This window comes from Maribacter sp. 4G9 (assembly GCF_002742265.1).
Classification (GTDB): Bacteria; Bacteroidota; Bacteroidia; order Flavobacteriales; family Flavobacteriaceae; genus Maribacter.
In genome coordinates this window covers 87,905-112,049 of record NZ_MDGL01000126.1, presented here as the reverse complement: position 1 = coordinate 112,049, position 24,145 = coordinate 87,905, and the positions used below count along the sequence as shown (strand labels likewise).

25 protein-coding genes are annotated in these 24,145 nt (G+C 40.2%); 16 read left to right on the top strand and 9 right to left on the bottom strand.

Annotated features, from left to right (window positions below):
• Positions 1-16 precede the first annotated feature (16 nt).
• From BFP75_RS12795 to BFP75_RS12780, 4 genes are all read right to left on the bottom strand, one after another.
• Positions 17-781 (bottom strand): creatininase family protein, encoded by a 765-nt coding sequence (locus tag BFP75_RS12795; protein ID WP_206073553.1) that lies wholly within the window; start codon positions 779-781, stop codon positions 17-19.
• Positions 778-2,037, bottom strand: a complete 1,260-nt coding sequence (locus tag BFP75_RS12790; RefSeq protein ID WP_099545771.1) for a sterol desaturase family protein — start codon at positions 2,035-2,037, stop codon at positions 778-780. The genes BFP75_RS12795 and BFP75_RS12790 overlap by 4 nt, the downstream gene beginning before the upstream one ends.
• A gap of 63 nt (positions 2,038-2,100) precedes the next feature.
• Positions 2,101-2,799 (bottom strand): response regulator transcription factor, encoded by a 699-nt coding sequence (locus BFP75_RS12785; protein ID WP_317044533.1) that lies wholly within the window; start codon positions 2,797-2,799, stop codon positions 2,101-2,103.
• Entirely contained in the window at positions 2,799-4,064 is a 1,266-nt protein-coding gene (locus tag BFP75_RS12780; RefSeq protein ID WP_099545769.1) for a sensor histidine kinase, read from the bottom strand. The genes BFP75_RS12785 and BFP75_RS12780 overlap by 1 nt, the downstream gene beginning before the upstream one ends.
• A gap of 263 nt (positions 4,065-4,327) precedes the next feature.
• On the opposite strand from BFP75_RS12780, the gene BFP75_RS22405 reads away from it, so the two are divergent.
• The 3 genes from BFP75_RS22405 to BFP75_RS12770 all read left to right on the top strand — a co-directional run bounded on the left by BFP75_RS22405 (position 4,328) and on the right by BFP75_RS12770 (position 5,972).
• Entirely contained in the window at positions 4,328-4,873 is a 546-nt protein-coding gene (locus BFP75_RS22405) for a transporter (RefSeq protein WP_240531782.1), read from the top strand.
• Between the two features lie 144 nt (positions 4,874-5,017).
• Positions 5,018-5,461 (top strand): hypothetical protein, encoded by a 444-nt coding sequence (locus BFP75_RS22400; protein WP_240531781.1) that lies wholly within the window; start codon positions 5,018-5,020, stop codon positions 5,459-5,461.
• 25 nt (positions 5,462-5,486) lie between these two features.
• A complete protein-coding gene (locus BFP75_RS12770) occupies positions 5,487-5,972 on the top strand; it encodes a hypothetical protein (protein ID WP_206073552.1) in 486 nt (161 codons plus the stop codon).
• Here BFP75_RS12770 and BFP75_RS12765 read toward each other — a convergent pair whose 3' ends face one another.
• The 3 genes from BFP75_RS12765 to BFP75_RS12760 all read right to left on the bottom strand — a co-directional run bounded on the left by BFP75_RS12765 (position 5,973) and on the right by BFP75_RS12760 (position 9,599).
• The gene (locus BFP75_RS12765; protein ID WP_099545768.1) at positions 5,973-6,563 is read right to left on the bottom strand and encodes a hypothetical protein; all 591 of its coding nucleotides are present in this window, start codon (positions 6,561-6,563) and stop codon (positions 5,973-5,975) included. It abuts the gene before it with no gap.
• A 132-nt stretch (positions 6,564-6,695) separates the two neighbouring features.
• Positions 6,696-6,863 (bottom strand): lmo0937 family membrane protein, encoded by a 168-nt coding sequence (locus BFP75_RS21510; RefSeq protein WP_123803448.1) that lies wholly within the window; start codon positions 6,861-6,863, stop codon positions 6,696-6,698.
• Positions 6,864-6,968: 105 nt separating this feature from the next.
• Positions 6,969-9,599, bottom strand: a complete 2,631-nt coding sequence (locus tag BFP75_RS12760) for a valine--tRNA ligase (RefSeq protein WP_099545767.1) — start codon at positions 9,597-9,599, stop codon at positions 6,969-6,971.
• A 182-nt stretch (positions 9,600-9,781) separates the two neighbouring features.
• On the opposite strand from BFP75_RS12760, the gene BFP75_RS12750 reads away from it, so the two are divergent.
• Positions 9,782-10,174, top strand: a complete 393-nt coding sequence (locus tag BFP75_RS12750) for a DUF1573 domain-containing protein (RefSeq protein WP_099545765.1) — start codon at positions 9,782-9,784, stop codon at positions 10,172-10,174.
• Between the two features lie 48 nt (positions 10,175-10,222).
• Here BFP75_RS12750 and BFP75_RS12745 read toward each other — a convergent pair whose 3' ends face one another.
• The gene (locus BFP75_RS12745; protein ID WP_099545764.1) at positions 10,223-11,554 is read right to left on the bottom strand and encodes an aspartyl protease family protein; all 1,332 of its coding nucleotides are present in this window, start codon (positions 11,552-11,554) and stop codon (positions 10,223-10,225) included.
• A gap of 149 nt (positions 11,555-11,703) precedes the next feature.
• Here BFP75_RS12745 and BFP75_RS12740 point away from each other — a divergent pair, with 149 nt between their 5' ends.
• The 9 genes from BFP75_RS12740 (at position 11,704) to BFP75_RS12700 (ending at position 20,745) form a co-directional block, all read left to right on the top strand.
• Entirely contained in the window at positions 11,704-12,894 is a 1,191-nt protein-coding gene (locus BFP75_RS12740; RefSeq protein ID WP_099545763.1) for a pyridoxal phosphate-dependent aminotransferase, read from the top strand.
• Positions 12,894-13,910 (top strand): UDP-N-acetylmuramate dehydrogenase, encoded by a 1,017-nt coding sequence (gene murB / locus BFP75_RS12735; RefSeq protein WP_099545762.1) that lies wholly within the window; start codon positions 12,894-12,896, stop codon positions 13,908-13,910. The genes BFP75_RS12740 and murB overlap by 1 nt, the downstream gene beginning before the upstream one ends.
• A 204-nt stretch (positions 13,911-14,114) precedes the next feature.
• A complete protein-coding gene (locus BFP75_RS12730; RefSeq protein ID WP_099545761.1) occupies positions 14,115-14,675 on the top strand; it encodes an RNA polymerase sigma factor in 561 nt (186 codons plus the stop codon).
• 114 nt (positions 14,676-14,789) lie between these two features.
• Positions 14,790-15,548: an anti-sigma factor gene (locus BFP75_RS12725; protein WP_099545760.1), complete on the top strand. Its 759-nt coding sequence runs from the start codon at positions 14,790-14,792 to the stop codon at positions 15,546-15,548.
• A 149-nt stretch (positions 15,549-15,697) separates the two neighbouring features.
• Entirely contained in the window at positions 15,698-15,901 is a 204-nt protein-coding gene (locus BFP75_RS12720) for a membrane or secreted protein (protein WP_099545832.1), read from the top strand.
• A gap of 26 nt (positions 15,902-15,927) precedes the next feature.
• A complete protein-coding gene (locus tag BFP75_RS12715; protein WP_099545759.1) occupies positions 15,928-16,479 on the top strand; it encodes an RNA polymerase sigma factor in 552 nt (183 codons plus the stop codon).
• Between the two features lie 103 nt (positions 16,480-16,582).
• Positions 16,583-17,458 carry a lipoyl synthase gene (gene lipA, locus BFP75_RS12710; protein ID WP_099545758.1) on the top strand — a complete coding sequence of 292 codons (876 nt, stop codon included), beginning with the start codon at positions 16,583-16,585 and terminating at the stop codon, positions 17,456-17,458.
• Between the two features lie 60 nt (positions 17,459-17,518).
• Complete coding sequence (gap, locus tag BFP75_RS12705; RefSeq protein WP_099545757.1) at positions 17,519-18,529, top strand: type I glyceraldehyde-3-phosphate dehydrogenase; 1,011 nt, start codon at positions 17,519-17,521, stop codon at positions 18,527-18,529.
• A 65-nt stretch (positions 18,530-18,594) separates the two neighbouring features.
• Positions 18,595-20,745 (top strand): response regulator, encoded by a 2,151-nt coding sequence (locus tag BFP75_RS12700; protein WP_317044532.1) that lies wholly within the window; start codon positions 18,595-18,597, stop codon positions 20,743-20,745.
• Here the strand turns inward: BFP75_RS12700 and lpxK are convergent.
• Complete coding sequence (gene lpxK, locus BFP75_RS12695) at positions 20,726-21,733, bottom strand: tetraacyldisaccharide 4'-kinase (protein WP_099545756.1); 1,008 nt, start codon at positions 21,731-21,733, stop codon at positions 20,726-20,728. The two genes, BFP75_RS12700 and lpxK, sit on opposite strands and share 20 nt — an antisense overlap.
• Positions 21,734-21,784: 51 nt before the next feature.
• Between lpxK and BFP75_RS12690 the strand changes: the two genes are divergently transcribed.
• The 3 genes from BFP75_RS12690 (at position 21,785) to BFP75_RS12680 (ending at position 24,145) form a co-directional block, all read left to right on the top strand.
• Positions 21,785-22,879 carry a Nif3-like dinuclear metal center hexameric protein gene (locus BFP75_RS12690; RefSeq protein ID WP_099545755.1) on the top strand — a complete coding sequence of 365 codons (1,095 nt, stop codon included), beginning with the start codon at positions 21,785-21,787 and terminating at the stop codon, positions 22,877-22,879.
• Between the two features lie 2 nt (positions 22,880-22,881).
• Positions 22,882-23,661, top strand: coding sequence for a zinc ribbon domain-containing protein (locus BFP75_RS12685; protein WP_099545754.1), 780 nt, complete (start codon positions 22,882-22,884; stop codon positions 23,659-23,661).
• Positions 23,662-23,731: 70 nt separating this feature from the next.
• Entirely contained in the window at positions 23,732-24,145 is a 414-nt protein-coding gene (locus BFP75_RS12680) for a DUF4174 domain-containing protein (protein WP_099545753.1), read from the top strand.

Sequence of the window (24,145 nt, the reverse complement as noted above, 5' to 3'; positions counted from 1 at the left end):
TACCCCTAGGAGTTGCCTACTCGTATAGATCATCCAAATTGGCATGGCACAAATCCGTAAAAAGTTTGCTTACTTTGGCGCAAACATCCTTGAAAAATCTTTTCCCTTTTTCCTTGGTGGCCAATTCAGGATTTCCGGTACCTGTATCAAGTGTTATCTTTGACCACGCACGTTCCGCCCATACACCGCCTTCAGAAAAAGCCTTTATTTTGAATTTTTTATGGTCGCCCCTGCCCCAGCTTTCCTTGGGTAGGACCAAATCATTTCGTAGATATAGCATTAGACTTGTCTCCATTTCATCGGCATGATCCCCTTTATTTTCAAAATATTGGTATTTATCCAACATCTGAGGAAAAAAACAAAAACTGATGAACATCTTAGGAAACAACAACCCTAACTCGCGTATTAAGGGTTTAAAATCATTTCCGCCGTGCCCGTTGAATATTAGTAATTTATATATACCCTGCTCGTTCAAAACGGTAATTATATCCTTCAATATAGCGAATTGGGTACTTGGATTTAGGTTGATGTCCAAATAGATATCCTTTTGACCGGTATTCACTCCAAATGGAATTATGGGCAAGACAACTACTTTGTCCCCATGCTCCCATGCCATCCTTGCCGATTCCGAAACTATGGACTCCGCTTGGTAATTATCCGTTGCATAAGGGAGGTGGTAATTATGGGCCTCTGTAGCGCCCCAGGGTAAAACGGCCAATTGAAATTGTTCATCCTTAAGATGTTTCCAATTAGTTTCGGCCAAAATATAAGGTCTGATCATGCCAATATTCTTTTCTTTTTAAACGAATTTGAAAAATAAATACCGCCAGCAATGGTAGATAAAAAGTATATGAAAATCAATGTTTTTCCAAAAGGAAAAAGGGCATTCAACCCAAACCAATCCCGAGTCAAAAAAATGATCACACAACCCGCCATGGACCTAAAAACCTCAATCCACATGGCATACGGGTCGCCATCCATTAAAGAGGTATATCCATAAATCCCCAGAAAGACCAAACCTCCATACACCAACAACTCCCCACCCGAAAGGTTTCCAAAATTTCCGAACATAAACAACAACAGTAGAAGGGATAGGACCAATTGAAAAATTATATAGGCGTTAAACATTTTGGTCGTTGGTGTACTATAGCGTTCAAATTGGTAGACATCGGTGATAACCGCTATGGGAAATTTTTCCTTTACGTCCTTGGGTCTCCAACCAGTTGGCATGAACCAAATCCTGATTTTATCCCAAAGAATCCGTGTTCTCCAAGCGTCCAGGCATAATCTCCAGAGATGCTGAAAATTAATGCGGATCGGGTTCCAAGTTCTTGCAGGTTTCAAAATTCCATATTGCGGGGGCACGTGGGGCAATTCTTCCTGAAACGTTCCGAACATCCGGTCCCAAATACAGAAAACCTGTCCCAAATTCTTGTCTATGTATTCAGGATTTATGGCATGATGTACCCTGTGCTGTGATGGGGTTACGACAATATATTCCAACCAACCCATTTTGCCTATGTGTTGCGTATGGTACCAAAATTGGGCAAAAAGTTGAATGGGAGCTAAAATGGCTATTACCTTGTTGGGGACGCCCAGCAGGGCCGCAGGTATCAATAAAAAAGGGAAATAGCCCAATAAATTGGAAACGGATTGTCTTAAGGCACAGGCCAAGTTAAATCTCTCACTACTATGATGAATCACATGCTGGTTCCAGAAAAAATTGACCTTATGGCTAAATCTATGGTTCCAATACCCTGCAAAATCAATAGCAATAAAACCAATACCCCATGTTAACCAGGTAGTTTCAATTGTTGTAATGGCTAGATGCTCCAGTAAAAATGGATAGGATATCAACACCAATACAATGCCTAAGGAGTCTTTTATTATATTGGTCAGTCCGGAGCTTATACTGGAAACAGTATCCAAAACCGTATACTTTTGGTCTTTTACAAAATGACCATAGACCATTTCCAGTACCATAAGGAGCATAAAAACAGGTATGGCGTATAACAATGCGGTTGCGTAGGTTTCCAAGACTTTACAATTGACACTTAAAAGATACGAACTCCAATATTAAATCCAATATACAAACTGTTCTTAAGGTTCATATCGTAGAATATAACCCTTGCTATGAACATTCTCGATCTTAATATTGCCATCCCTTTCCAAAAATTTTCTCAATCGAGTGATAAAAACGTTTAGACTCTTCTTGTTGAAGTAATCATTTTTACCCCAGATCTTGATGAGAATATCCTTGTGAGGGCACAACTGATTTCTTTTATCCACCAAATATTTAAGCAGTTCGCTTTCCTTAACGGTTAGTTTTATCTTTTGGCCTTCTACCATCAATTCTTGATTTAACGAGTTGAATTCATATTTGCCAATTGTAAAAACTTCAACAGCCTTTCCTGTATTGACCGGCTTCTCCAATCTTGACAATAGGTTTTCTATCCGTATGACCAATTCCTCTTCATCTATTGGCTTTTTGAGGTAATCCACCGCACCCAAATAAAACCCTTTGAGCACGTCTACTTTTAGGGACTTTGCCGTTAGGAAAATAAAGGGTAATTCAGAAAAATTCTCATTTATCCGTTCTGCCAAGGTAAAACCGTCCATTTCGGGCATCATTACATCCAAGACGGCCAACTCATATTTTGTTTGATCCAATTTTACCAAGGCGTCTTTTCCATGTTTTGCCCAAGAAACATCGAAACCCTTCATATTCAAATATTCAGTTAATAAATACCCTACGGCATCGTCATCCTCGACCAATAAAATTCTTTTTTTTTCTGCCATCATTTCAACATTGGAATTGTTATACTGACTTTTGTTCCTTTCATCTCCTTACTAGCGATTTGTACCTCTCCTCCGTGTTTTTTCATTACTTTTTTCACATAACTGAGGCCAAGGCCATACCCTTTTACATTGTGAAGATCCCCATTCGTCACTCGATAGAACTTGCGAAACACCCTATGCGCATCGTCTTTTGAAATCCCTATCCCATTATCGGTCACTTCTATAACCAGCCGATTGCCATCTTGATAGGCGTTCAAAGATATTTCAGGTTCGGAGGAATATTTTTTGGCATTGTCCAAAATGTTATTGATCGCATTTTCTAAATGAAAAACTTCAGCATTTATAATATACTCCTTTCCCTCTAAATCATAGGTAAACGATCCGTTCTCTATGGCTACCAATGTTTTGAATTCGGAACATAGGGTCTCCAAGTATGGTTTGAAGTCTACCTTTGTTAAGGTAATCACACTTTTACCAGATTCTAAACTGGCCAGCTCCAAAACCTTTTCTATGTGGCCGGACAAACGGTTCACTTGTTGCCTGATAATTCCCAACACGGGCTTCTGTTTTTCAGTAGCGGTCTCATCCAGGATTTTGGTCGCCAAACCAATAGAGAATACAGGGGTCTTTAATTCATGGGTAAGATTATTAATGAACTCATTGGTCGTGGTTATGACACTACTTTGCCAATAATAGGTGCGCAAAACCCAAAAAATGGTCACACAAATACCTATCAGGAATAATATACTGGGAAATGTCAATCCGTTTAATTTCGCCAAAAAATACTGATGAAGATTTTCGAATTTTAGTTCCAATACGATGGGTTTCCCCAACAACTCGGGAAAATAACCTTCCAATTCAATGGGATAAGAGACTGCGCTTTCGCCTAATTCGAGTTCATTTGATGAATTTATAATATAAACACTATCCTTGGAAAAAAGGGTATATGAAAATTCGGAGTCAATTTCCTGATACTTCAATTGCTCCCTTATAAAGTCCTCTAGGAACATATTGGAAACTTTTTCAAGGCTATCAACGGAAACCCTAAAAAAAGAAGTATCCTCTTCCATGGCACTGCCCATTAAAAAAGTGAGCCTATTTTGTTCCCTTAAACCTTCTTTCACCACCTCTGCTACCTTCTCAATCTTAGTCCCAAACTGTACTTTAGCCAAACTAAGACCAATGCGTAAATATTTATATTGAACAATTGTTAAACCTACAATTGAGACCAAAAACAACCCTATATAAATATATCTCTTCTTCAAAATCCTTACGAATTAACCTAAATAATTGCGCTTATTAATGAAATTTAATATTCCATTAATCGCATTAACCTTTTCTTAAACCTCTTTACCCTGCATTTAATCCTTATGGGCTCCCAAATCAACTAAGTTTGTCAATGTTAATAAATTAATCTTGAGTTTAGTTATTGTTTATTACATAATGTTTTAAAGGCCAACTCCTTGTAGCATGGAGTTGGCTTTTTACCTCCGCTATTCCTTACAACCAACTAAATATAATTTCAAACATGCAAAGAAATCAATACTTCATCGTTCTTCTATTCTTATTTTATCCATTAAAGTACATAAATGCCCAAGGCTGTGTCGCCATACGGCATTTTTCTTCCTGTGTGGGCAGTAATCTTGAGAATAACTTGTTGAATACGGGAGATTTACAAATTGGAGTCAACTACCGATATTTTAAATCCTTTAGGCATTTTAGGGGTACTGAGGAAGAACCGGATAGACTCGCCAACAATACGGAAGTAATTAACCATTCCCATGCTTGGGACTTTTTTACCACATATGGTATCAGTGAACGGGTATACACCAGTATTACCATTCCAACGGTTATCAATACACGTTCCTCACTATATGAACACGGGCGCAACGAAAGAAACGTAACTTTTTCCAGGGGGCTTGCAGATATTAGGTTTGGTTTTGGCTATTGGTTATTTGATATGGAAAAGTCCCCCAACGGAAATCTGGCCTTGGGTTTGGGTGTAAAACTTCCAACGGGTAGTTATAACGCCTCCGATATTTTTTATAATGTAGGACCAAACGGGGAACCGTAGACAAGACCCGTCGATCAATCCATTCAACCCGGTGATGGAGGTTTTGGTGTTACGGTCGACTTTCAATTCTATCAAAAAATAACCACAAATGTTTTTAGCTATGCAAGCGGGTTTTATCTCATCAACCCTAGGGAAACCAATGGGGTGAGGACCTTCAGGGAAACGCTGAGCCCCATTCTACAAAACGAGGCCATTATGGCCATACCGGACCAATATTCGCTAAGAGGCGGCCTTAGCTACAACATCTCTCCAAGCTTTTCATCTTCCTTAGGTGCCCGATTTGATTGTGTCCCCGTTAAGGATTTGATCGGTGGAAACGAGGGGTTTAGAAGGCCTGGGAATGTACTCTCCGTTGATCCCGGGGTAAGTTTTATGAAAAGTAATTTTGTAATCAATCTCAATGTGCCTTTTGCTGTTCGCAGGGAACGGCCACAAAGTATCACGGACTTAAAGACCCAACAGCTTACCGGCACCCCAAGAAACGGGGATGCCGCCTTTTCCGATTATGTGATAAACCTAGGGGTTTCCTATCGTTTTACCAATAGCAAAGTAAAAATAGCGCCAGAACTTCAAGACAGCTTTAAATAAATTAACCAATATAAATACCTGCCAAATGAAAATTCAAAACATCAAAAAGCGTTACTTACAAATATCCATAGGACTTGTTTACTTATGGTTCGGGGGACTTAAATTCTTCCCAAATTTTAGTCCAGCAGAAGAACTGGCGATAAACACCATTGACGAACTCACCTTTTCAATGATACCTTCCAGTATTTCAATTCTACTCTTGGCCTTATGGGAAGTCCTAGTAGGAGTATTTTTCCTATTTAACCTTCAAAAAAAGGGTACGGTTCAGTTAGCGGTGGTACACATGCTTCTTACCTTTACACCACTGCTTTTCTTCCCGGAACTTATTTTTAATGAAAGTTTGTTGACCCTTACGCTCCTAGGCCAATATATCATCAAAAACCTGATAATCCTGGGAGCATTGGGTGTCCTTTGGATGGAAACGATAGAGGAAAATACCCCTGTCGCAAAAACAAAAGAGGAAAATATTGATCCGGAATTGCCCCTAAGAAGAATCTTTAGATTCAGATAATCAATTAGGTCCCACCATAATGTGCGCCCTATGGGTGCCTGGATCCATCAACCATGGCATCCCCTTGGCATGGGGTTTATCGGGCAGCCCTGTGGATTCCGTTGTAGCATAAGGAATATAGATGACATATCTAAACTGTCCGTTTGCCAGCTCCCCGGCAGTGGAGTCATAATCGGCATCTGTGCCATAATACACGTACATCATACTAGGTTCCCTGGGCATATCCAAGGTTCCCTGGGATATCTCGTTTCCCCTAATTTCCCGTATTTCCATAACATCCTTCCCTTGGGCCCGAAGCTCCCGTCCCCGTTTCATAAATGGTTCCAATTTTTTGGAGTAACAGGAAACACTGATTCCTTCCTTATTGGGATCATCGGCCAAACAGACCATATTGCTTGTACCCTCACGAAGAACTACCAAGTCCCCATTCTCATTGTAGCCATAAACCATGGTATCCGTACTGCTGCCTTTGGGTACCGGTAAAATGGCCGTTTTAATCTGAATTTCCTTTGGTAAAATTTTTCCTTTTCCGTCTTGGGAAAATAGCTCTGCAAAAGAAAAAAGTGCAAGGCACACTACTATATATTTCATGATACGCCGATATTTTCCCTTCAAGATACAAAATATTATGTTCAAATTTCGTAGTCCGAAACGATGGCCAATGACCTAAAACAAAAAACCAATCCTTCTTTTAGGATTGGTCCATCAAATAGTTTTAATTTTTTACAGCGGCTTACGGCCCGATATAATATTGTAAAGTATAACGATTACGGCAATAACCAATAAAATGTGAAGCAAACTACCCGTTGCCAGGCCTGGCACTACACCTAACATACCCAATAACCAAATGATAATACAAATTACCGCAACTAACCATAATAGACTTTTCATAATTTTCAGTGTTTTTGATTCTGACGTAAATTAGCTGATAATGAATCAACTATCGTCCTTAAACACGATGATTATTAATCCATTTGGAAATCCGTTGTCTCCCTATTAACCCAAGTTGGCAAGGCTTTTTTCCAAGGTTTCAATTTTAGCCTCGGCATCGGCCTGTTTCTTTCGTTCCATTTCAATGACCTGTTCAGGGGCGTTGTTTACAAATCTTTCGTTGGAAAGCTTTTTCCGTACCGAAATTAAAAATCCCTTGATATATTTTAATTCATCCTCTATTTTGGCTTTTTCGGCATCCACATCAATGGCACCACCCATCGGTATAAAATACTCATTGGATTTTACCCGAAAGGACAAGGCACCATCTACCGTACCGTTAACATAGGAAATTGAGGAAAGATTTGTCAATTTACCTATAATACAATCCCAATCAGCAACCCTATTTTCTTCGTTCAGCACCAAAAGTTCCAAAGATTCCTTCATGGGAATGTTTTTTTCCTTTCTTATGGTCCTAATTCCGGCTACCACTTCAGTGGTAAATTCAAATTGCCCTACAAGGGCATCATCCGCAGCATAAAGTTCAGGCCAATTGGATATGATCAAAGCCTGAGAAGAATCTCTTTCCGAAATATGCTGCCATACCTCTTCCGTTAAAAATGGCATAAAGGGATGCAATAACTTTAGGTTTTGTTCAAAAATATGGATGACTTCCTCAAAGGATTTCCTATCGATGGGTTGCTGGTAGGCGGGCTTGATAATTTCCAGCAGCCAAGAACTATAATCGTCCCAAACCAATTTGTAAATGGCCATTAACGCATCGGAAATACGATACTTGCCAAAATGGTCCTCGATTTCCTGCAAGGTTTGGTTGAACTTTGCCTTGTACCATTCGATTCCAAGTTTGGATGCTTCCGGTTGTGGCAGATCCGCTACTTCCCACCCTTTCAAAAGACGGAACCCGTTCCAAATCTTATTGGCGAAATTCTTTCCTTGCTGACACAGATCTTCATCGAACATTAAATCGTTGCCGGCGGCGGAACTTAGCAACAATCCTACCCTTACTCCATCTGCACCATACTCCTTGATCAATTGTAAGGCATCTGGGGAGTTTCCCAGTTGCTTGGACATTTTACGGCGCTGCTTATCCCGCACCAAACCGGTGAAATAAACGTTTTCAAACGGTCTTGAATCCCGGTATTCATAACCGGCAATGATCATGCGGGCCACCCAAAAGAAAATAATATCAGGGCCCGTAACCAGGTCATTGGTAGGATAATAATAATGGACCTCATCATTTTCCGGTTCCAAAATTCCATTGAAAACACTTATGGGCCATAACCACGAAGAAAACCAGGTGTCCAGAACATCTGCGTCCTGTTTTAAATCGGTCAGGGTCAGATTTTTATTTCCGGATTTTTCCTTGGCCCTTGCCAATGCATCTTCCTCATCCATAGCCACCACGAAATCTTCCTGACCATCACCAAAATAGTAGGCCGGGATGCGTTGTCCCCACCAAAGCTGTCTTGAAATGTTCCAATCCCTAATATTTTCCATCCAATGTCGGTAGATATTGTCGAACCTTTTTGGGAAAAACTTGATTTCCTCCGATTCTAAAACTGCCCTTATGGCAGGTTTTACCAATTCCTCCATTTTTAAAAACCACTGATCGGACAATCGAGGCTCTATAACCGCTTTTGTACGTTCTGAGGTCCCAACTTTATTAAGGTGTTGTTCCGTCTTTACCAAAAACCCCTTTTCCTCCAATTCCTTGGCTATTTCCTTTCGAACTACAAAACGGTCCTTGCCCTCATAGTGCATTCCAAAGGAATTTAGCGTTGCATCGTCATTAAAAATATCAACGGTTTCCAAGTTGTGCTTTTCTCCCAAAGCTTTGTCGTTCACATCGTGGGCCGGAGTTACTTTTAAACAACCTGTTCCAAATTCAATATCCACGTATTCATCCTCTATAAGGGGTATTACCCTATTACACAGAGGTACAATGGCCTTTTTTCCCTTTAAATGTGCGTACCGTTCGTCGTTGGGATTGATACAAATGGCCGTATCCCCAAGGATCGTTTCCGGTCTGGTGGTTGCTATCGTTACTTTTTCGTCTGACCCCTCAATGGAATACTGCAAATAATATAACAAGCCTTGTTTCTCTTCATAGATTACCTCCTCATCGGATAAAGTGGTCTTGGCCTCTGGGTCCCAATTGACCATTCTGTATCCCCTGTAAATAAGTCCCTTTTCATAAAGATCAACGAATACTTTGATAACGCTTTCATAGCGCTCCTTATCCATGGTAAAGGCCGTTCTATCCCAGTCACAGGAACAACCTAGCTTTTTGAGCTGTTCCAGGATAACTCCACCGTATTCATGTGTCCAATCCCACGCATGTTTAAGGAATTCCTCCCTAGAAATCTCGCTTTTATGGATTCCCTGTTCTTTAAGCTTGGCCACAACCTTGGCTTCCGTTGCAATGGATGCATGGTCCGTTCCAGGTACCCAACAAGCATTTTTCCCCTTCAAACGGGCCCTTCTAATTAATACATCCTGTATCGTATTATTCAGCATGTGCCCCATGTGCAGCACCCCTGTCACGTTGGGAGGCGGAATTACAATCGTGTAGGGTTCTCTTTCATCTGGTGTGGAATGAAAGTAATTATGTTGCATCCAGTAATCGTACCAACGATTTTCTACCTGAATTGGCTCATATTTTGATGGAATTTCCATTTTTGGAACAGTTTTTGAAATGAGTTGGGAGGAAAAAACAAAACGGAATAGATATTTCTTATATCCGTACCGTTTTTTCCAAAATAAAATACGAAACAAAAATAAGTAACGTTAGAGTATAACAAAAGGATTTTGGAGTTGTTCTGAAAAGAATTAATTTTGAAGTTCATCCTAAATTAAAAATGATGAAAAAAATTGTACTTGTATTGTTTGTCGGATTGGTTACAATGAGCTTAAAGGCCCAAGATAACGCGGCAAAAATTGAGTTTAAATCGGAAACCGTGGATTACGGTGAAATCGAAAAAGGTACGGACGGTGTTCGTGTGTTTGAATTCACTAATACAGGAAGTGCCCCTTTGATTATAAGCGATGTACGTTCTAGCTGTGGATGTACGATTCCTAAAAAACCGGAAGATCCGATCATGCCAGGCAAAACCGGTGAAATCCAGGTAAAATATGACACCAACCGTGTTGGACCCATTAGAAAGGCGATTACCGTAACTTCCAACGCGGATACCCCAACAAAGATTTTAAAGATTAAAGGCGAAGTAAAAGCCACAAGTGGAACCAAGTAACCCCTAATTCGAAAAGAATTCAAAGCCCTCCCAATACGTGAGGGCTTTTTATTTGAACAGGTCTTTCAGGACAAAACTGAACAACAAATTGGCATTGGCCCTTTCCACAAGTACTTTCACCCTTCTGCCCTCCTTTTCATTTAACATTTCCATAATTTCCTGAATCTTATACCGGTGTATTCTTTTCCCATTGACTGCCAAAATTATATCCCCCTCCTGCAAACCAGCCGAATGCGCCGGGCTACCGGACCGAATACCGGAAACCACAATTTCAGGCACAAGACTCAATCGGGTAGCGCCTTCCAGCAAAATTTGTACGTTTCCGTAGGAGCGATGGTTGCTTTCCACGATTCCATTCACATCAGCTATTCTTTCGGATACATATCGTACCCCGGCATGTTGTAGATCAATGCCGCTTACATTGTAATGAAATGGTTTTTTGAAGTTTGAATTTTTTCGAAGACTGATTTTACCATTAGGATAATCAAAAACTATATTAAATCGCTTTAGCATTTCACCGCCAAAACTACCGTTTCTATTTCCCAAATCCTTAATGCTACTAAAAGATAGCATATCAGGAAAAGCTGCCTTTGCATCGGATAGATCAAAATCACCAATTCTGATTGCTTCCACCTTGGTTCTCTTACCAAAAATATCACCTGCCAGACCCTTTCCCAAATAATCCTCATAATACTCTTTGGGCAATTTAATCCGTTCATCCTCAAAGAGCCAAATTGCATCGCTACTACCGGTATCCAATAACATCTTAATGGGAATATCCTTGGCTCCCTTTAAGGAAACATGGGCATCCATATAAGCCTTTCTATTGATAATATCCACTTGAAGCGTTTCAAAGCGGTTTCCCAACTTTGGTCCCGCGCTTTCGGGGTTATAGAACTTGATCGTCTTGCCAGAATAATTGATATCGACTATAAAATCCCTAAATAGATCATACCCTATTATACCATGAATGGGAACTCCTAAACTTGGGGAAAAATTGATTCCCGCATCCAGCACAACATATAGTTTTTGAGAAAAATTCCGAACATTCCCCAACTTAAAGTAATTTCCCTGCGAGCTCAACGCACTTATGGGTTCCCCTTCGCCCAGCCCGTTAATGGTGATATCAGAAACATTCTTTAATTCCAAGGAGTCTTGGTTGGCAAGATTGAACAATATTGGGGTGCTTACACCAGAATCCAAAACAAAGGACAATTGGGTTCCGTTGACATCTATTGGAATAACAATCAGGTTGTTTATCAACTCGAACCTGATTTTCTCAACCCTTTGATTAACGGGAAAGGAATAGCCCTGTGCTACGCCGTAAATTGGCAGTACCAGCCACAGAATAAGATAAAAATGCTTGATTCCTCCTAACATATTCGTTTACAATTGATTGACATTCATCAAGATACGAAATTATTATTTCACCCACTTGAATTTTAACATTCCTGAAAAAACCGGAAATAAACCGTCCATAAATTGTAGATTACCCAATCATTCACCAATTTTGCCAAAAAGTAATTTGTATGCCTAAGATTTCCCAAAAAGGACTTGCCATGCCGCAATCCCCCATTAGAAAATTGGTTCCCTTTGCGGAAAGTGCCAAGAAAAAAGGTGCGACCGTAATCCATCTCAATATTGGACAACCTGATATTAGGACCCCTCAAATTGCCTTGGATGCGGTAAAAAACAACAATCTTAAGGTATTGGAGTACAGCAGGACGGAGGGTTCTGAAAGTTACAGGGAGAAAATAGCGGCCTACTACCATAAGAATCAAATCGAGGTTACGGCCAATGATATTATAGTTACCACTGGCGGTTCCGAAGCACTTTCCTTTGCCATGGGTAGTATAGCGGATACGGATGATGAAGTTATTATCCCAGAACCATTCTATGCCAACTACAACGGTTTTGCCACGGCAAGCGGTATTAAGGTGGTTCCTGTTGTATCCAAAATCGAGAACAACTTTGCACTGCCGCCCATTGAGGATTTTGAAAAGTTGATTACACCAAAAACAAAGGCAATTCTCATTTGCAATCCTGGCAATCCCACAGGCTACTTATATAGCGAGGAGGAAATCAAAAAGCTTGCAAAAATCGTAGTGGAGCATGATTTATTTCTAATTGCCGATGAGGTGTACAGAGAGTTCGTATACGACGACAGGCAGCATTACTCCATCCTACAAGAACCATCTTTGGCGAATCATGGGATTATAGTGGATTCAGTCTCCAAAAGATATAGTATGTGCGGAGCCCGTATTGGCTTCCTGGTATCAAAGAACCAAGAGGTAATCTCAACGGCCATCAAATTTGCCCAGGCAAGACTTTCCCCCCCAACCTATGCCCAAATAGCGAGCGAAGCCGCTTTGGAAACACCCCAAAGTTATTTTGACGAGGTAAAGACGGAATATGTGTCCAGAAGGAACCTGCTGATTTCGGAACTTGAAAAACTGGACGGCGTAGTGGTGGCCAAACCACAGGGCGCCTTTTATTGCATCGCGGAACTTCCCATTGAGGACGCGGACGATTTTGCCCAATGGCTATTGGAGGATTTTAGGGTTGATAATGAAACTGTCATGGTAGCTCCCGCTGCAGGGTTTTATGCCACGGAAGGACTGGGCAAGAACCAAATACGGATTGCCTACGTTCTCGACCGACCCACCCTAAAAAGAGCCGTTCACATTCTGGGCGAGGCACTTAAAACCTACATCGGTTGATGGAAATACACAAGAATTATTCCCTAAAGGACTACAATACCTTTGGTATTGATGCCAAGGCAAAATTCTTTGTTGAAATAACAACAGTTGAAGATCTTCAATGTATTTTGGGTGATACAAGATATCCCCACAAGTTTATTTTGGGAGGTGGAAGCAATATGTTGATTACTAAGGATATCGATGCCTTGGTTATCCATATAGATATGAGAGGGATTTTTATTGAAAATGAGGATGATTCTTATGCTGAGATTAGGGTTATGGCCGGTGAGAATTGGCATGGAATGGTCTTGTGGACCTTGGAACGGAATTTTGGGGGACTGGAAAACATGTCCCTGATTCCAGGAAACACCGGAACTGCACCTATTCAGAACATAGGCGCCTATGGAGTGGAGCTCAAGGATGTTTTTGTCAGTTGCGAGGCCGTACGAAGGGCAGACCAGAAGTTGGTACATTTTACAAAGGAAGAGTGCCAATTTGGATACAGGGATTCCTTTTTTAAGAACGAAGGAAAGGATGAGTACGTCATTACATCGGTAACATTAAAACTTACCAAAAAGAACCATGTTCTAAATACGAACTACGGAGCCATTAACGAGGAATTGGCTAGGAACAATATCACGGACCCAGGTATAGTCGACGTCTCGAACGCTGTCATAAATATTAGAAACAGCAAATTGCCCAACCCAAAGGAATTGGGCAATAGCGGAAGCTTTTTTAAGAATCCTATCATATCCAAGGAAGTATTTGAGGATTTCATCGCTAAAAACCCTGAAGCTCCCTTTTATAAAGTTTCAGAGGAAGAATTTAAAATTCCTGCAGGTTGGCTCATTGAACAAAGTGGATTCAAGGGTAAGCGATTTGGTGATGCCGGGGTACATTCAAAGCAAGCGTTGGTTTTGGTAAATTATGGCAATGCAAGCGGAAATGAGATATTAAACCTGGCCCATAAAATCATTGAGGAAGTACAATACAAATTCGGGATTACCATTCAGCCTGAAGTCAATCTCATAAAATAACCCCTAGAATAAAATCCTAGGGGTTATACCAAACCAAACTAACCAAAAACTAAGTGGCAGTTACCAGCTGCTCACTTATAACTTAATTTTTTAGATAACGCCGCTTTAGCAATCAATTTTATAAATTAGCGTTTATGGATATACGGACTGAAACCTTTCCTTGGATCTTGCAAATCAAAAAAAAATAAGCATCCCCCATTCGCTATGAGCATACTACTGGAAAAACATATTGTTGAACTATTGCAGGAGCGGAACGATAAAGCCATTTCCCTTCTTTATGACAACTATGGAGATACACTTTTAGGGGTTGCCAACAAGGTCCTTAGAAACGAGGAACTTGCCCAAGACGTTTTACAGGAAAGCTTCGTGAAAATTTGGAAAAAGGCCGACTCCTACGATCCTACGAAAGCCAAGCTTTTTACATGGTTGTTCCGTATTACCAGGAATACGGCCATTGATAAATTAAGAAGTTTAAACACAAAAACGGATAAGGAAATCCAAATAGACGTTTCTGACGTATATAATTTAGGTGTTGAAAGTACAAGACCGGAATTCATGGACGTTCAAGAACATCTGGATAAAATTGAGGAAAAATATCAAATCGTTTTAGACGCTTTATTTTTTCAAGGAATGACACAGCAGGAGGCAAGCGAAGAGTTGGACATCCCTTTGGGAACGATTAAATCCAGGTTAAAAATTGGCTTACGTGAATTAAGGAAAGTCTATGGACCTGCGGTGCTTTTGCTTCTTTTGAATATCGTGTAATTATGAAATAAGTCTATAGAAATCTTGATGTAGTAAGATTTATGGGACTGGCAATAAGCATCCCTATTCTGAGCGAAACCAAGGTATGGTCTATGGAAAACAAAAAATAAACAGATGAAAGATAAAATAAAAAACTTCTTGGAGAGCGATTTATTGGAGAGCTATCTAATTGGTACCACCACAGAAATGGAAACTATGAAGGTGGAACAATACATAGCTATGTATCCAGAGGTACGTGAAGCTTATAATGAATTGCAGGAAAGCTTGGAAATTTTTGCCAAACTGCACGCCATTAAATCTCCTGAAGGCTTAAAGGAAAAGATTACGGCGCGCATAAAATCAGAACAGGTTGGCAGAAGGAAATTCTTCAGGTTTGCCATCGCGGCAAGTATCGTGGCAATGATATTCGCAGGATCGTCTTACTTCTATTGGGACCAAAACCAGAATTTACAGGAAGAAAATTCCATGGTCAGCAACAAGATCAAATTGCTTGAAGCGGATATGAAACAACAATTGGAAGATGTTAGAAACCAATTCATCGTTCTTAACAATCCAAGCACTAGAAAATATAATGTAAATGGCAATAAGAAGGCAAAGGAATTGAAAGCCGTGGCCTACATTAACCCCGTTAAAAAGTTATCCTATATCAATGTAAGCAACCTTCCCCATTTACCGGAAGACCAATGTTTTCAAATGTGGGCAGAGGTTAATGGCGAAATGCTGAATTTAGGCATCATTGAGGAGGCCGGCGACAGTCAAAAACTATTGGCACTTCCTTATGCGGAAAATGCGATGGGCTACATTACCATAGAACCCAAAGGTGGTAACCAAAATCCTACGGTGGATAACATTGTTGCGAATATTGCCTATTAATACGTAAATTATAAAGTAGTCTTAAAGCCCCAATTTGGGGCTTTATTTTTTTACCTTTGTATCCTTATTGGGTAGTGCGGTGTATTGCCCATATTTTACAACTTGGGTTTAAGAAACCCATTGCATATAGAAGAACAAAAATTACAAAAATGAAACTTATACTCCTTACAGTTGGACTTTTGGCATTGGCTTTCTCTGGAATTGCAATAAAATTATGGGCCAAAAAAGACGGAAAATTTGCAGGAACCTGTGCCAGCCAGAGTCCGTATCTCAATAAGGATGGACAAGCCTGCAGCATGTGCGGTAAATTGCCCGAAGAACAGGACTGCAAACAAGAAGCCACCTCCATGTAAGAGATTTTTAAATAATCCAAGAACTATTGACAGACGAAATCAATGACATTATCATCAGGGCCAAAGAAGGTAATCAGATAGCATTTAGCAGGTTATTGGATAGGTTTTGGAATGATGTTTATGGTTTTCAGTTAAAACGTACTGAAAACGAAAATGATGCGGAGGATATTACCATTCAGACCTTTTCCAAGGCTTTTGATAAAATCGACACCTTCGATGATCGGTTCGCATTTAAGACTTGGTTGATTACAATATCAAAAAACATTCACATTGATTTGGTGAGAAAAAGAAAGAAAAACCTTTTGGATTCCCGAAGAAACGATGATGCCATAAAAGGTGTCCATGATGATGCCCTTTCCATGGAGGACCAACTTATCCAAGAACAGAATCTGGCAGATCTGTTACGTGATATTAAAAGTTTAAAACCCCATTATCAAGAAGTAATAAATCTCCGATATTTCAATGAGCTCAGTTATGCCGATATTGCAGAAAAACTGAACGAACCCATTAACAATATCAAGGTCAAGATTCTTCGGGCCAAAAAGCTCCTAGCCGAGGTTATTAGGGACAAAAGATAGTTCTCCCATACCTTAAACTCTGCCACAAATTGGTATTATGAGCATCGATTTCGATGATTGAAGAATACACTATTTACTTCGTATATTTGTAAAAAAAATAGGCATGTCCATAGCAGTTAAAGAAAATATAGCTCCCCCTAAGGGAAAACCAAAATGGTTAAGGGTAAAACTTCCAACGGGGAAGAAATATACCCAACTTAGAAGTTTGGTGGACAAATATGATTTGCATACGATATGTACATCGGGTAGTTGCCCAAACATGGGTGAATGTTGGGGAGAGGGTACTGCTACTTTCATGATTCTGGGTAATATTTGTACAAGATCCTGTGGTTTCTGTGGAGTCAAAACGGGACGTCCGGAACATGTCGATTGGGCCGAACCCGAGAAAGTGGCCCGTTCCATTAAGATCATGGGGATAAAGCATGCGGTAATTACCTCCGTAGATCGGGACGACCTCAAGGATATGGGGTCCATCATTTGGGCGGAAACGGTCAAAGCCATACGAAGAATGAACCCCAATACCACTTTAGAGACCCTTATCCCCGATTTTCAAGGTGTAGAAAAGCACTTGGACAGAATCATTCAAGTTTCCCCAGAAGTTGTCTCCCACAATATGGAAACCGTTAAACGATTAACAAGGGAAGTGCGAATACAGGCAAAATATGAACGTAGCTTGGAGGTACTGCGTTATTTGCGCGCCAATGGCGTGAACAGGACAAAGTCCGGCATAATGCTAGGTCTTGGTGAACTGGAGGAAGAGGTAATTCAAACTATGCGAGATCTAAGGGATGCCAATGTTGACGTGGTTACCATAGGACAGTATTTACAGCCATCAAAAAAACATCTTCCCGTAAAAGAATTCATTACCCCGGAACAGTTCAAAAAATACGAGGAAATAGGTCTTGAAATGGGATTTAGACATGTAGAAAGTGGTGCTTTGGTACGATCTTCCTACAAGGCACATAAACACATCGATTAAATCATGATTTCCTTATCATAGATTGCGACTTATGAGGAATTTGATTTGATTGTCTCTTTAATGGAAAAAATAAGAATAGGGATCAACGGATTTGGAAGAATTGGCAGGACATTTCTCAGGTTGGTTCAAGACCATCCTGATTTAGAAGTGGTAGCCATTAATGATTTAGCCAATGCGGAAACCTTGGCCCACCTTCTAAAGTATGATAGTATCCATGGTATTTTCAAGGGTTCGGTCCATCATGGCGAAAACCATTTGATGATACAAGGTAAAAAAGTGCAGCTTTCCAACCAGTCGCATCCAAAAGATATTGATTGGGGTACTGATCTAGTCGACATAGTAATTGAAAGTACCGGGAAATTCAAAACCTATGACGTTTTGGAACACCATATTAAAAATGGTGCGAAAAAAGTTATTCTTTCCGTACCACCCTTAGAGCAGGATATCAAAATGATCGTATATGGAATAAACGAGTCCATCTTAAACAAAGAGGACCATATTATTTCCAATGCATCCTGTACTACAAACAATGCCGCACCCATGATAAAGGTTATCAATGACCTATGCGGTATCGAACAAGCCTATATTACAACTATCCATTCCTATACTTCAGACCAGAGCTTGCACGACCAACCCCACAAAGATTTAAGAAGGGCAAGGGCCGCGGGCCAATCTATAGTGCCCACAACTACGGGAGCGGCAAAAGCCTTGACCAGGATCTTTCCAGAATTGGAAGAGGTCATTGGCGGTTGCGGAATACGAGTACCCGTACCAAATGGCTCATTGACAGATATTACTTTCAATGTTAAAAGAAATACCACAATACAGGAAATTAATGATACTTTTGAAAAAGCATCAAAAAATGAACTAAAAAACATTCTTTATTACACGGAAGACCCTATAGTATCTGTGGATATAAACAATAGTTCTTATTCTTGTACGTTTGATTCTCTAATGACCTCGGTTATTGGGCGAATGGTAAAAATAATTGGTTGGTATGACAATGAAACCGGATATAGCAGTAGAATTATCGACCTTATACATTTAATGGCAACGAAAAAGTACATTTGAGAAAGACTTGCTTTCATAAAAAACTTTTCAATTTTTTCCCGCTTTTTCTTTTTCTAATAGTGGGAGTGTCCCTCTATTCCCAAGATTCAGTTCCCGTTCGTAATATGGACCCCTATTTTGATGAGGCCAGAAAACTCAGAAATCAGAATAAGATCGACCTGGCCCTGGAGACCTTGGACAAAGCTGCGGAAGAGGCAGAAAAAGATGAGGATGTAAAAGGATTGATCGATTGTTATCACGAGCTGGCCCTACTCTATCTTAAATTGGATAAAGAAAGTGATACCCAATTCTATTGGGACCGTGCCAGTGTTTTACTTTCGGATATAGCCTATCCCTATGGGGATGCCATTCACAAATACATTGAGGCAATTCTGCTCTTTCAGGCAGATCAAAGCTATCAGGCCTTGTTTATGTTGAACGAAGCGAAACAGTTGAACAACGACAGAAATTTTTTCAACAACATTTTACTTACCGAAGCTATGGTATATATGAAGTTGGAAAAATATGAAAGTGCCGCCAAAAACCTCAATTCCTTGGTAGTCAACTCAGATATTTACGAAAAGGACTATTTATCCACCCGGGCTCATTTAGGTTTATCCGAATTAAATTACCAAAAGGAAAATTTTGAAGAGAGTGCCAAACATGGGGAAGAAGCCTTGGCCCTCGCCAACAAAAATGGATTCTTTTTGGAGGTAAGACAGGCAAATGAACTTTTATCAAAAGTATACGGTAAATTGGGAGCCTACCAAAAGGCGTGGGCCAATAGCCAGAATTTATTGGACATCCAAGACTCCTTATTTACCATTGACAAGGTAAAGGTAGAAGCCAAAACAGCCGATAAGATCAGGGATGACTACAAGACTGAACTGATTGCAAGACAGGACAATACGATCCAAGAACTGAAAGAGTCCCAAAATCGGTCAGAATTGACCGCTATTTTAACATCGGCCTTTCTAATAATAATTTCCTTATTGGCTGTTTCATTGTATAGAAACAACCAGATTAAATTAAAGACAAACGATCTTTTACAGACAAAAAACAGGGAATTACAAGTAGCTAGGGATGGGGCGGTACAGGCCATGGAGGCAAAGACGAACTTTCTTTCCACTGTGAGCCATGAATTAAGAACCCCGCTATATGCCGTAACGGGACTCACCCACCTACTTTTGGAAGAAAATCCTTCTGATCATCAAAAAGAACATTTAAAAGCCCTGAAGTTTTCAGGGGATTATCTATTGAACTTTATCAATGATATTCTTCATATCAATAAAATCGATGCCAACAAACTGGAGCCATTGAATATGGAGTTCAACCTTAAAAAGGTCATTAATGAAGTGATGGATTCCCTACAGCAAAGTGCCAAGGAAAACAAGACCAAATTGATTTTGGATTACGACAATGAAATCCCAAATCATTTAATGAGCGACCCATTAAAGCTTTCCCAGGTCTTTATGAACCTCATTGGTAACGCGATTAAGTTTACTAGAGGTGGGATCGTTGAGGTAATTTGTAAACTAAAAGAAAAGAACGGGGAAGATGTTACCATTTATTTTGAGGTAAAGGATAACGGTATTGGTATTTCCAAGGAAAAACAGCAAAGCATTTTTGATGGCTTTGAGCAAGGCTCCATACAGATCAATAGAGAATACGGTGGAACCGGACTGGGCCTTACCATTGTAAAAAGCCTTTTAGGTCTCTTTGAAAGTAAAATTGAGTTACAAAGTACCCTAGGCGAAGGCAGTTCCTTTATTTTTGAAATCGATATGAAAAGTAAGGAGGAACTAATGGACGAGGTAGCTTTTGAAATTACAAAAGGGGAATATGATTTCAAGGGGCTTCACATCATGGTCGTTGAGGATAATAAGATCAATCAGGTAATAACCAAGAAAATGCTCAACAAAAAGGAAATTACTTGCGACATAGCCAGTAGTGGCGAAGAGGCGGTGATGTTGGCCAAAGAAAACACATATGATGCCATATTAATGGATATCCATATGCCAGGAATCAGCGGTGAGGAGGCAACCATACAAATTAGAACGTTCGACCAAACCACCCCTATAATAGCTTTAACGGCCATCTCATTGGACGATAGCGTAGAAAGTTTCTATGCCGCGGGTTGTAACGATGTGGTAACAAAACCCTTTAAACCGGAGATTTTCTATCAAAAAATAGGGGAAAATATTTTCGATAAAAAGGTTAGGACCTCGCTTTCATAAATTGTGATAAGGCATCAAAAATGATTTTCTTGCCATCCCCAATAAACCGATGGCTTACGCGCAAATAAGATAGATTGGATAGATGGCCCTTCAAGCGCACATAGTCCTTTTCAGTAGTGACTATCAATTCCTTTTTACTGAGAAAATCAATTTCCTTTTGTGTAAAAAAGTGATGATCCTTAAAGGCCAAATGCTCAAAAGTAAGTCCTTGAGACTTTAAATGGAGTACCAAGGGAGCAGGATTGGCGATCCCTGTGACCAATGTGAATTTTCTATCTTTCAGCGCGTCCATTTTCATTTGGTTTGACAGGCCATATAAAATCCCATCATATGCCAAGTAGCTAAGGAGTACTTTTTGATCGATCCCATGTTTCAGTTTCTGTGTAATATGAATTTGTTCTTCCTCGCTTAAGTTTGGAGGACATTTGGTCACAATTATAAAATTGGCCCGTTGCGCGGCTTTTTTGCTATCCCTCAAATTACCAGTGGGCAAATACCAATCATCCACATACAAATCTCCATAGGATGTCAATAAAACGGAAACATGAGGTTTCACTTTTCTGTGCTGGAAAGCATCGTCTAGAACAATGAGATCTGGTTTCACTCTTTTGGTCAATAAGAGGATTCCCTCCCTCCTATTCGCATCCACTGCGACGGTTACATCTGGGAATTTTTGATATATCTGATAAGGTTCATCTCCAATATTTTCGACGGTAACATCGGCGTCGGCGATTAAAAACCCCTTGGATTTTCGCTTATAGCCCCTACTCAAAACCGCTGTTTTATAATGAGGCTTCAATAGCTCCAATAAAAACTCGGTCATAGGGGTTTTTCCGGTACCCCCAACACTTAAATTTCCAATGCACACAATGGGCACATCAAATTTTTGGGAAGAAAAAAAACCAATGTCATACAGGAAGTTCCGCAAGTAAACCACAAGGGCGTAGACCAAAGAAAATGGAAACAGAAGTTTTCTCAAAAGTTGCATCAGAACGAAATTATAATATTTTATCTTTGAAAACCTTATAATTTATTGAAAATGACGGTTACATCGGTTGCCCAAATCCTAGAAGAACTAGCCCCTTTGGAACACGCGGAGGATTTTGACAATGTAGGCCTTTTGGTGGGCGACAGTGCCATGGAGGTTAGCGGAATATTGGTGACCTTGGATACTTTGGAATCCGTAGTGGACGAGGCGATTGCAAAAGATTGTAACCTTATCGTAAGTTTTCACCCAATTATTTTTAACGGATTAAAAAAGATTACGGGCAAAAACTATGTGGAACGCACCGTTTTAAAGGCCATTCAAAACAACATCGCCATTTATGCCATACATACCGCTCTGGACAATTCCTCCAACGGTGTCAATGCCAAGATTTGTGAGGTTTTAGGGCTTGGCAATACCCAGATATTGATACCCAAAAAGGATACGATCAGAAAGCTTACCACATATATCCCATCCGCGGAGGCAGACAATCTCAAAGAAAAACTTTTCAAGGCCGGAGCTGGAAATATTGGAAACTATAGTAATTGCAGCTTCGCGCTTGAGGGGACCGGCAGTTACAAAGCGGGTGCGAACAGTAATCCTACGATAGGGGAAATAGGAAAGACCCACTTTGAGAAGGAAACCATGATCAATGTGAACTATCTTACGTCTTCGGAAAGCAATGTCCTGAATGCCCTAGTGAAACACCATCCCTACGAAGAAGTGGCCTATGAAGTGTATTCCTTGGAAAACCAAAACCAACATATTGGCATGGGAATGATCGGTGAGTTGAAGGAAGCCATATCGGAATTGTCCTTTTTAAGGCATTTAAAAAAAACAATGAACGCCCAGGTTGTTAGGCATTCGGTATTACGGAACAAACCCGTTAAAAAAGTAGCGGTTTTAGGAGGTAGTGGGGCATTTGCCATTGGAGCGGCGAAAGCTGCAGGAGCCGATGTTTTCGTGACGGCCGACGTTAAATACCATCAGTTTTATGAAGCCGAAAATAAAATGGTCATTGCGGACATTGGACACTTTGAAACTGAGCAATTTACAAAAACCCTTTTAGTTGATTATCTTACGAAAAAAATTCCTAATTTTGCAATCCGTTTATCGGAAAGTATAACAAATCCTATCAAGTATTTTTAAATATGGCAAAAAAAGAAGATTCGTCTGTAGAAGCAAAGTTAAGGGCGCTGTATGACCTTCAATTGATTGATTCCAGAGTAGATGAAATAAGAAATGTACGTGGAGAACTACCCTTGGAAGTGGAGGATTTAGAGGATGATGTGCTTGGCCTTAAAACAAGAATGGATAAGCTTAAGACCGATTTGGAAACGATAAATTACGAAATCGGGGCCAAGAAAAACCTTATCGAAGAGGCAAAGGCCTTGATAAAAAAATATACGGAGCAACAGAAGAACGTAAGGAACAGCCGTGAATTCAATTCCATAAGCAAGGAACTGGAATTTCAAGAACTGGAAATTCAACTTGCCGAAAAAAACATCAAGGAATACAAGGCGCAGATAGAGCAGAAGAAGGAAGTTATTGCCGAAACAAAGGAGAAGTTGACGGAACGCGAAACGCATCTAAAACACAAAAAGGGCGAGTTGGACGCCATTTTGGCCGAGACCGAAAAAGAAGAAAAAGCGCTGCTTGAAGAATCCTTGAAATATCAGGATTTAATTGAGGAACGATTGGTGAAGGCCTACGCACGAATCAGAAGCAACGTTAAAAACGGACTTGCAGTTGTACCCATTGAAAGGGGAGCTTCTGGCGGTTCATTCTTTACGATACCACCTCAAGTACAGGTGGAAATCGCTTCCAGAAAAAAAATTATCACCGATGAGCATAGCGGTAGGATTTTGGTAGACCCGGCTCTTGCGGACGAAGAGCAGGAAAAAATGGAAAAACTCTTCGCCAAATTATAATTCGCAAAGAAGATTACAGAAAAAAGGCCATCTTTTGAAGATGGCCTTTTTTTGTTTACCTTATCAATAGATGAAGAAATTGGTCCAAATAATTGCAGGTATCCTCCTAATGAACATACAAATGTCCCATTCCCAAGACCTTTCCGATTATCAATGGAAAAACAGGATTTTGATCCTTTCCGATGCTGGCGTGGATGGAAGGGATTCCAAATTGGCATTCGAGCAAATTACCTCCCAGATAGATGCTTGGGAAGAAAGGGATGTAGTCGTGTTATTTTTGAAAAACAGGGTGCTGACGACCTTAGAGGATGAAAGAATAAAATACGCAATGGAATTTCCGGAAAAATTTGGGGGCTACCTGTTGATTGGTAAGGATGGTGGAATCAAGATGAAAGAAAAATACCCCTTGATCCCAAAAAAGGTCTTTGATCGTATCGATGGCATGCCCATGAGAAGGGTGGAAATGAAGGAAAGGAATCAATGA

What these genes read in the sequence shown, in the direction of transcription:
- BFP75_RS12765 (WP_099545768.1), bottom strand. Translation starts at nt 6,563, where the DNA reads ATGAAATATATAGTAGTGTGCCTTGCACTTTTTTCTTTTGCAGAGCTA.
- BFP75_RS12770 (WP_206073552.1), top strand. Translation starts at nt 5,487, where the DNA reads ATGAAAATTCAAAACATCAAAAAGCGTTACTTACAAATATCCATAGGA.
- murB (WP_099545762.1), top strand. Translation starts at nt 12,894, where the DNA reads ATGGAAATACACAAGAATTATTCCCTAAAGGACTACAATACCTTTGGT.
- BFP75_RS12785 (WP_317044533.1), bottom strand. Translation starts at nt 2,799, where the DNA reads ATGGCAGAAAAAAAAAGAATTTTATTGGTCGAGGATGACGATGCCGTA.
- BFP75_RS12720 (WP_099545832.1), top strand. Translation starts at nt 15,698, where the DNA reads ATGAAACTTATACTCCTTACAGTTGGACTTTTGGCATTGGCTTTCTCT.
- BFP75_RS12730 (WP_099545761.1), top strand. Translation starts at nt 14,115, where the DNA reads ATGAGCATACTACTGGAAAAACATATTGTTGAACTATTGCAGGAGCGG.
- BFP75_RS12725 (WP_099545760.1), top strand. Translation starts at nt 14,790, where the DNA reads ATGAAAGATAAAATAAAAAACTTCTTGGAGAGCGATTTATTGGAGAGC.
- BFP75_RS12740 (WP_099545763.1), top strand. Translation starts at nt 11,704, where the DNA reads ATGCCTAAGATTTCCCAAAAAGGACTTGCCATGCCGCAATCCCCCATT.
- BFP75_RS12760 (WP_099545767.1), bottom strand. Translation starts at nt 9,599, where the DNA reads ATGGAAATTCCATCAAAATATGAGCCAATTCAGGTAGAAAATCGTTGG.
- BFP75_RS12690 (WP_099545755.1), top strand. Translation starts at nt 21,785, where the DNA reads ATGACGGTTACATCGGTTGCCCAAATCCTAGAAGAACTAGCCCCTTTG.
- BFP75_RS12680 (WP_099545753.1), top strand. Translation starts at nt 23,732, where the DNA reads ATGAAGAAATTGGTCCAAATAATTGCAGGTATCCTCCTAATGAACATA.
- lipA (WP_099545758.1), top strand. Translation starts at nt 16,583, where the DNA reads ATGTCCATAGCAGTTAAAGAAAATATAGCTCCCCCTAAGGGAAAACCA.
- BFP75_RS12745 (WP_099545764.1), bottom strand. Translation starts at nt 11,554, where the DNA reads ATGTTAGGAGGAATCAAGCATTTTTATCTTATTCTGTGGCTGGTACTG.
- lpxK (WP_099545756.1), bottom strand. Translation starts at nt 21,733, where the DNA reads ATGCAACTTTTGAGAAAACTTCTGTTTCCATTTTCTTTGGTCTACGCC.
- BFP75_RS12750 (WP_099545765.1), top strand. Translation starts at nt 9,782, where the DNA reads ATGATGAAAAAAATTGTACTTGTATTGTTTGTCGGATTGGTTACAATG.
- BFP75_RS22405 (WP_240531782.1), top strand. Translation starts at nt 4,328, where the DNA reads ATGCAAAGAAATCAATACTTCATCGTTCTTCTATTCTTATTTTATCCA.
- gap (WP_099545757.1), top strand. Translation starts at nt 17,519, where the DNA reads ATGGAAAAAATAAGAATAGGGATCAACGGATTTGGAAGAATTGGCAGG.
- BFP75_RS12685 (WP_099545754.1), top strand. Translation starts at nt 22,882, where the DNA reads ATGGCAAAAAAAGAAGATTCGTCTGTAGAAGCAAAGTTAAGGGCGCTG.
- BFP75_RS12795 (WP_206073553.1), bottom strand. Translation starts at nt 781, where the DNA reads ATGATCAGACCTTATATTTTGGCCGAAACTAATTGGAAACATCTTAAG.
- BFP75_RS21510 (WP_123803448.1), bottom strand. Translation starts at nt 6,863, where the DNA reads ATGAAAAGTCTATTATGGTTAGTTGCGGTAATTTGTATTATCATTTGG.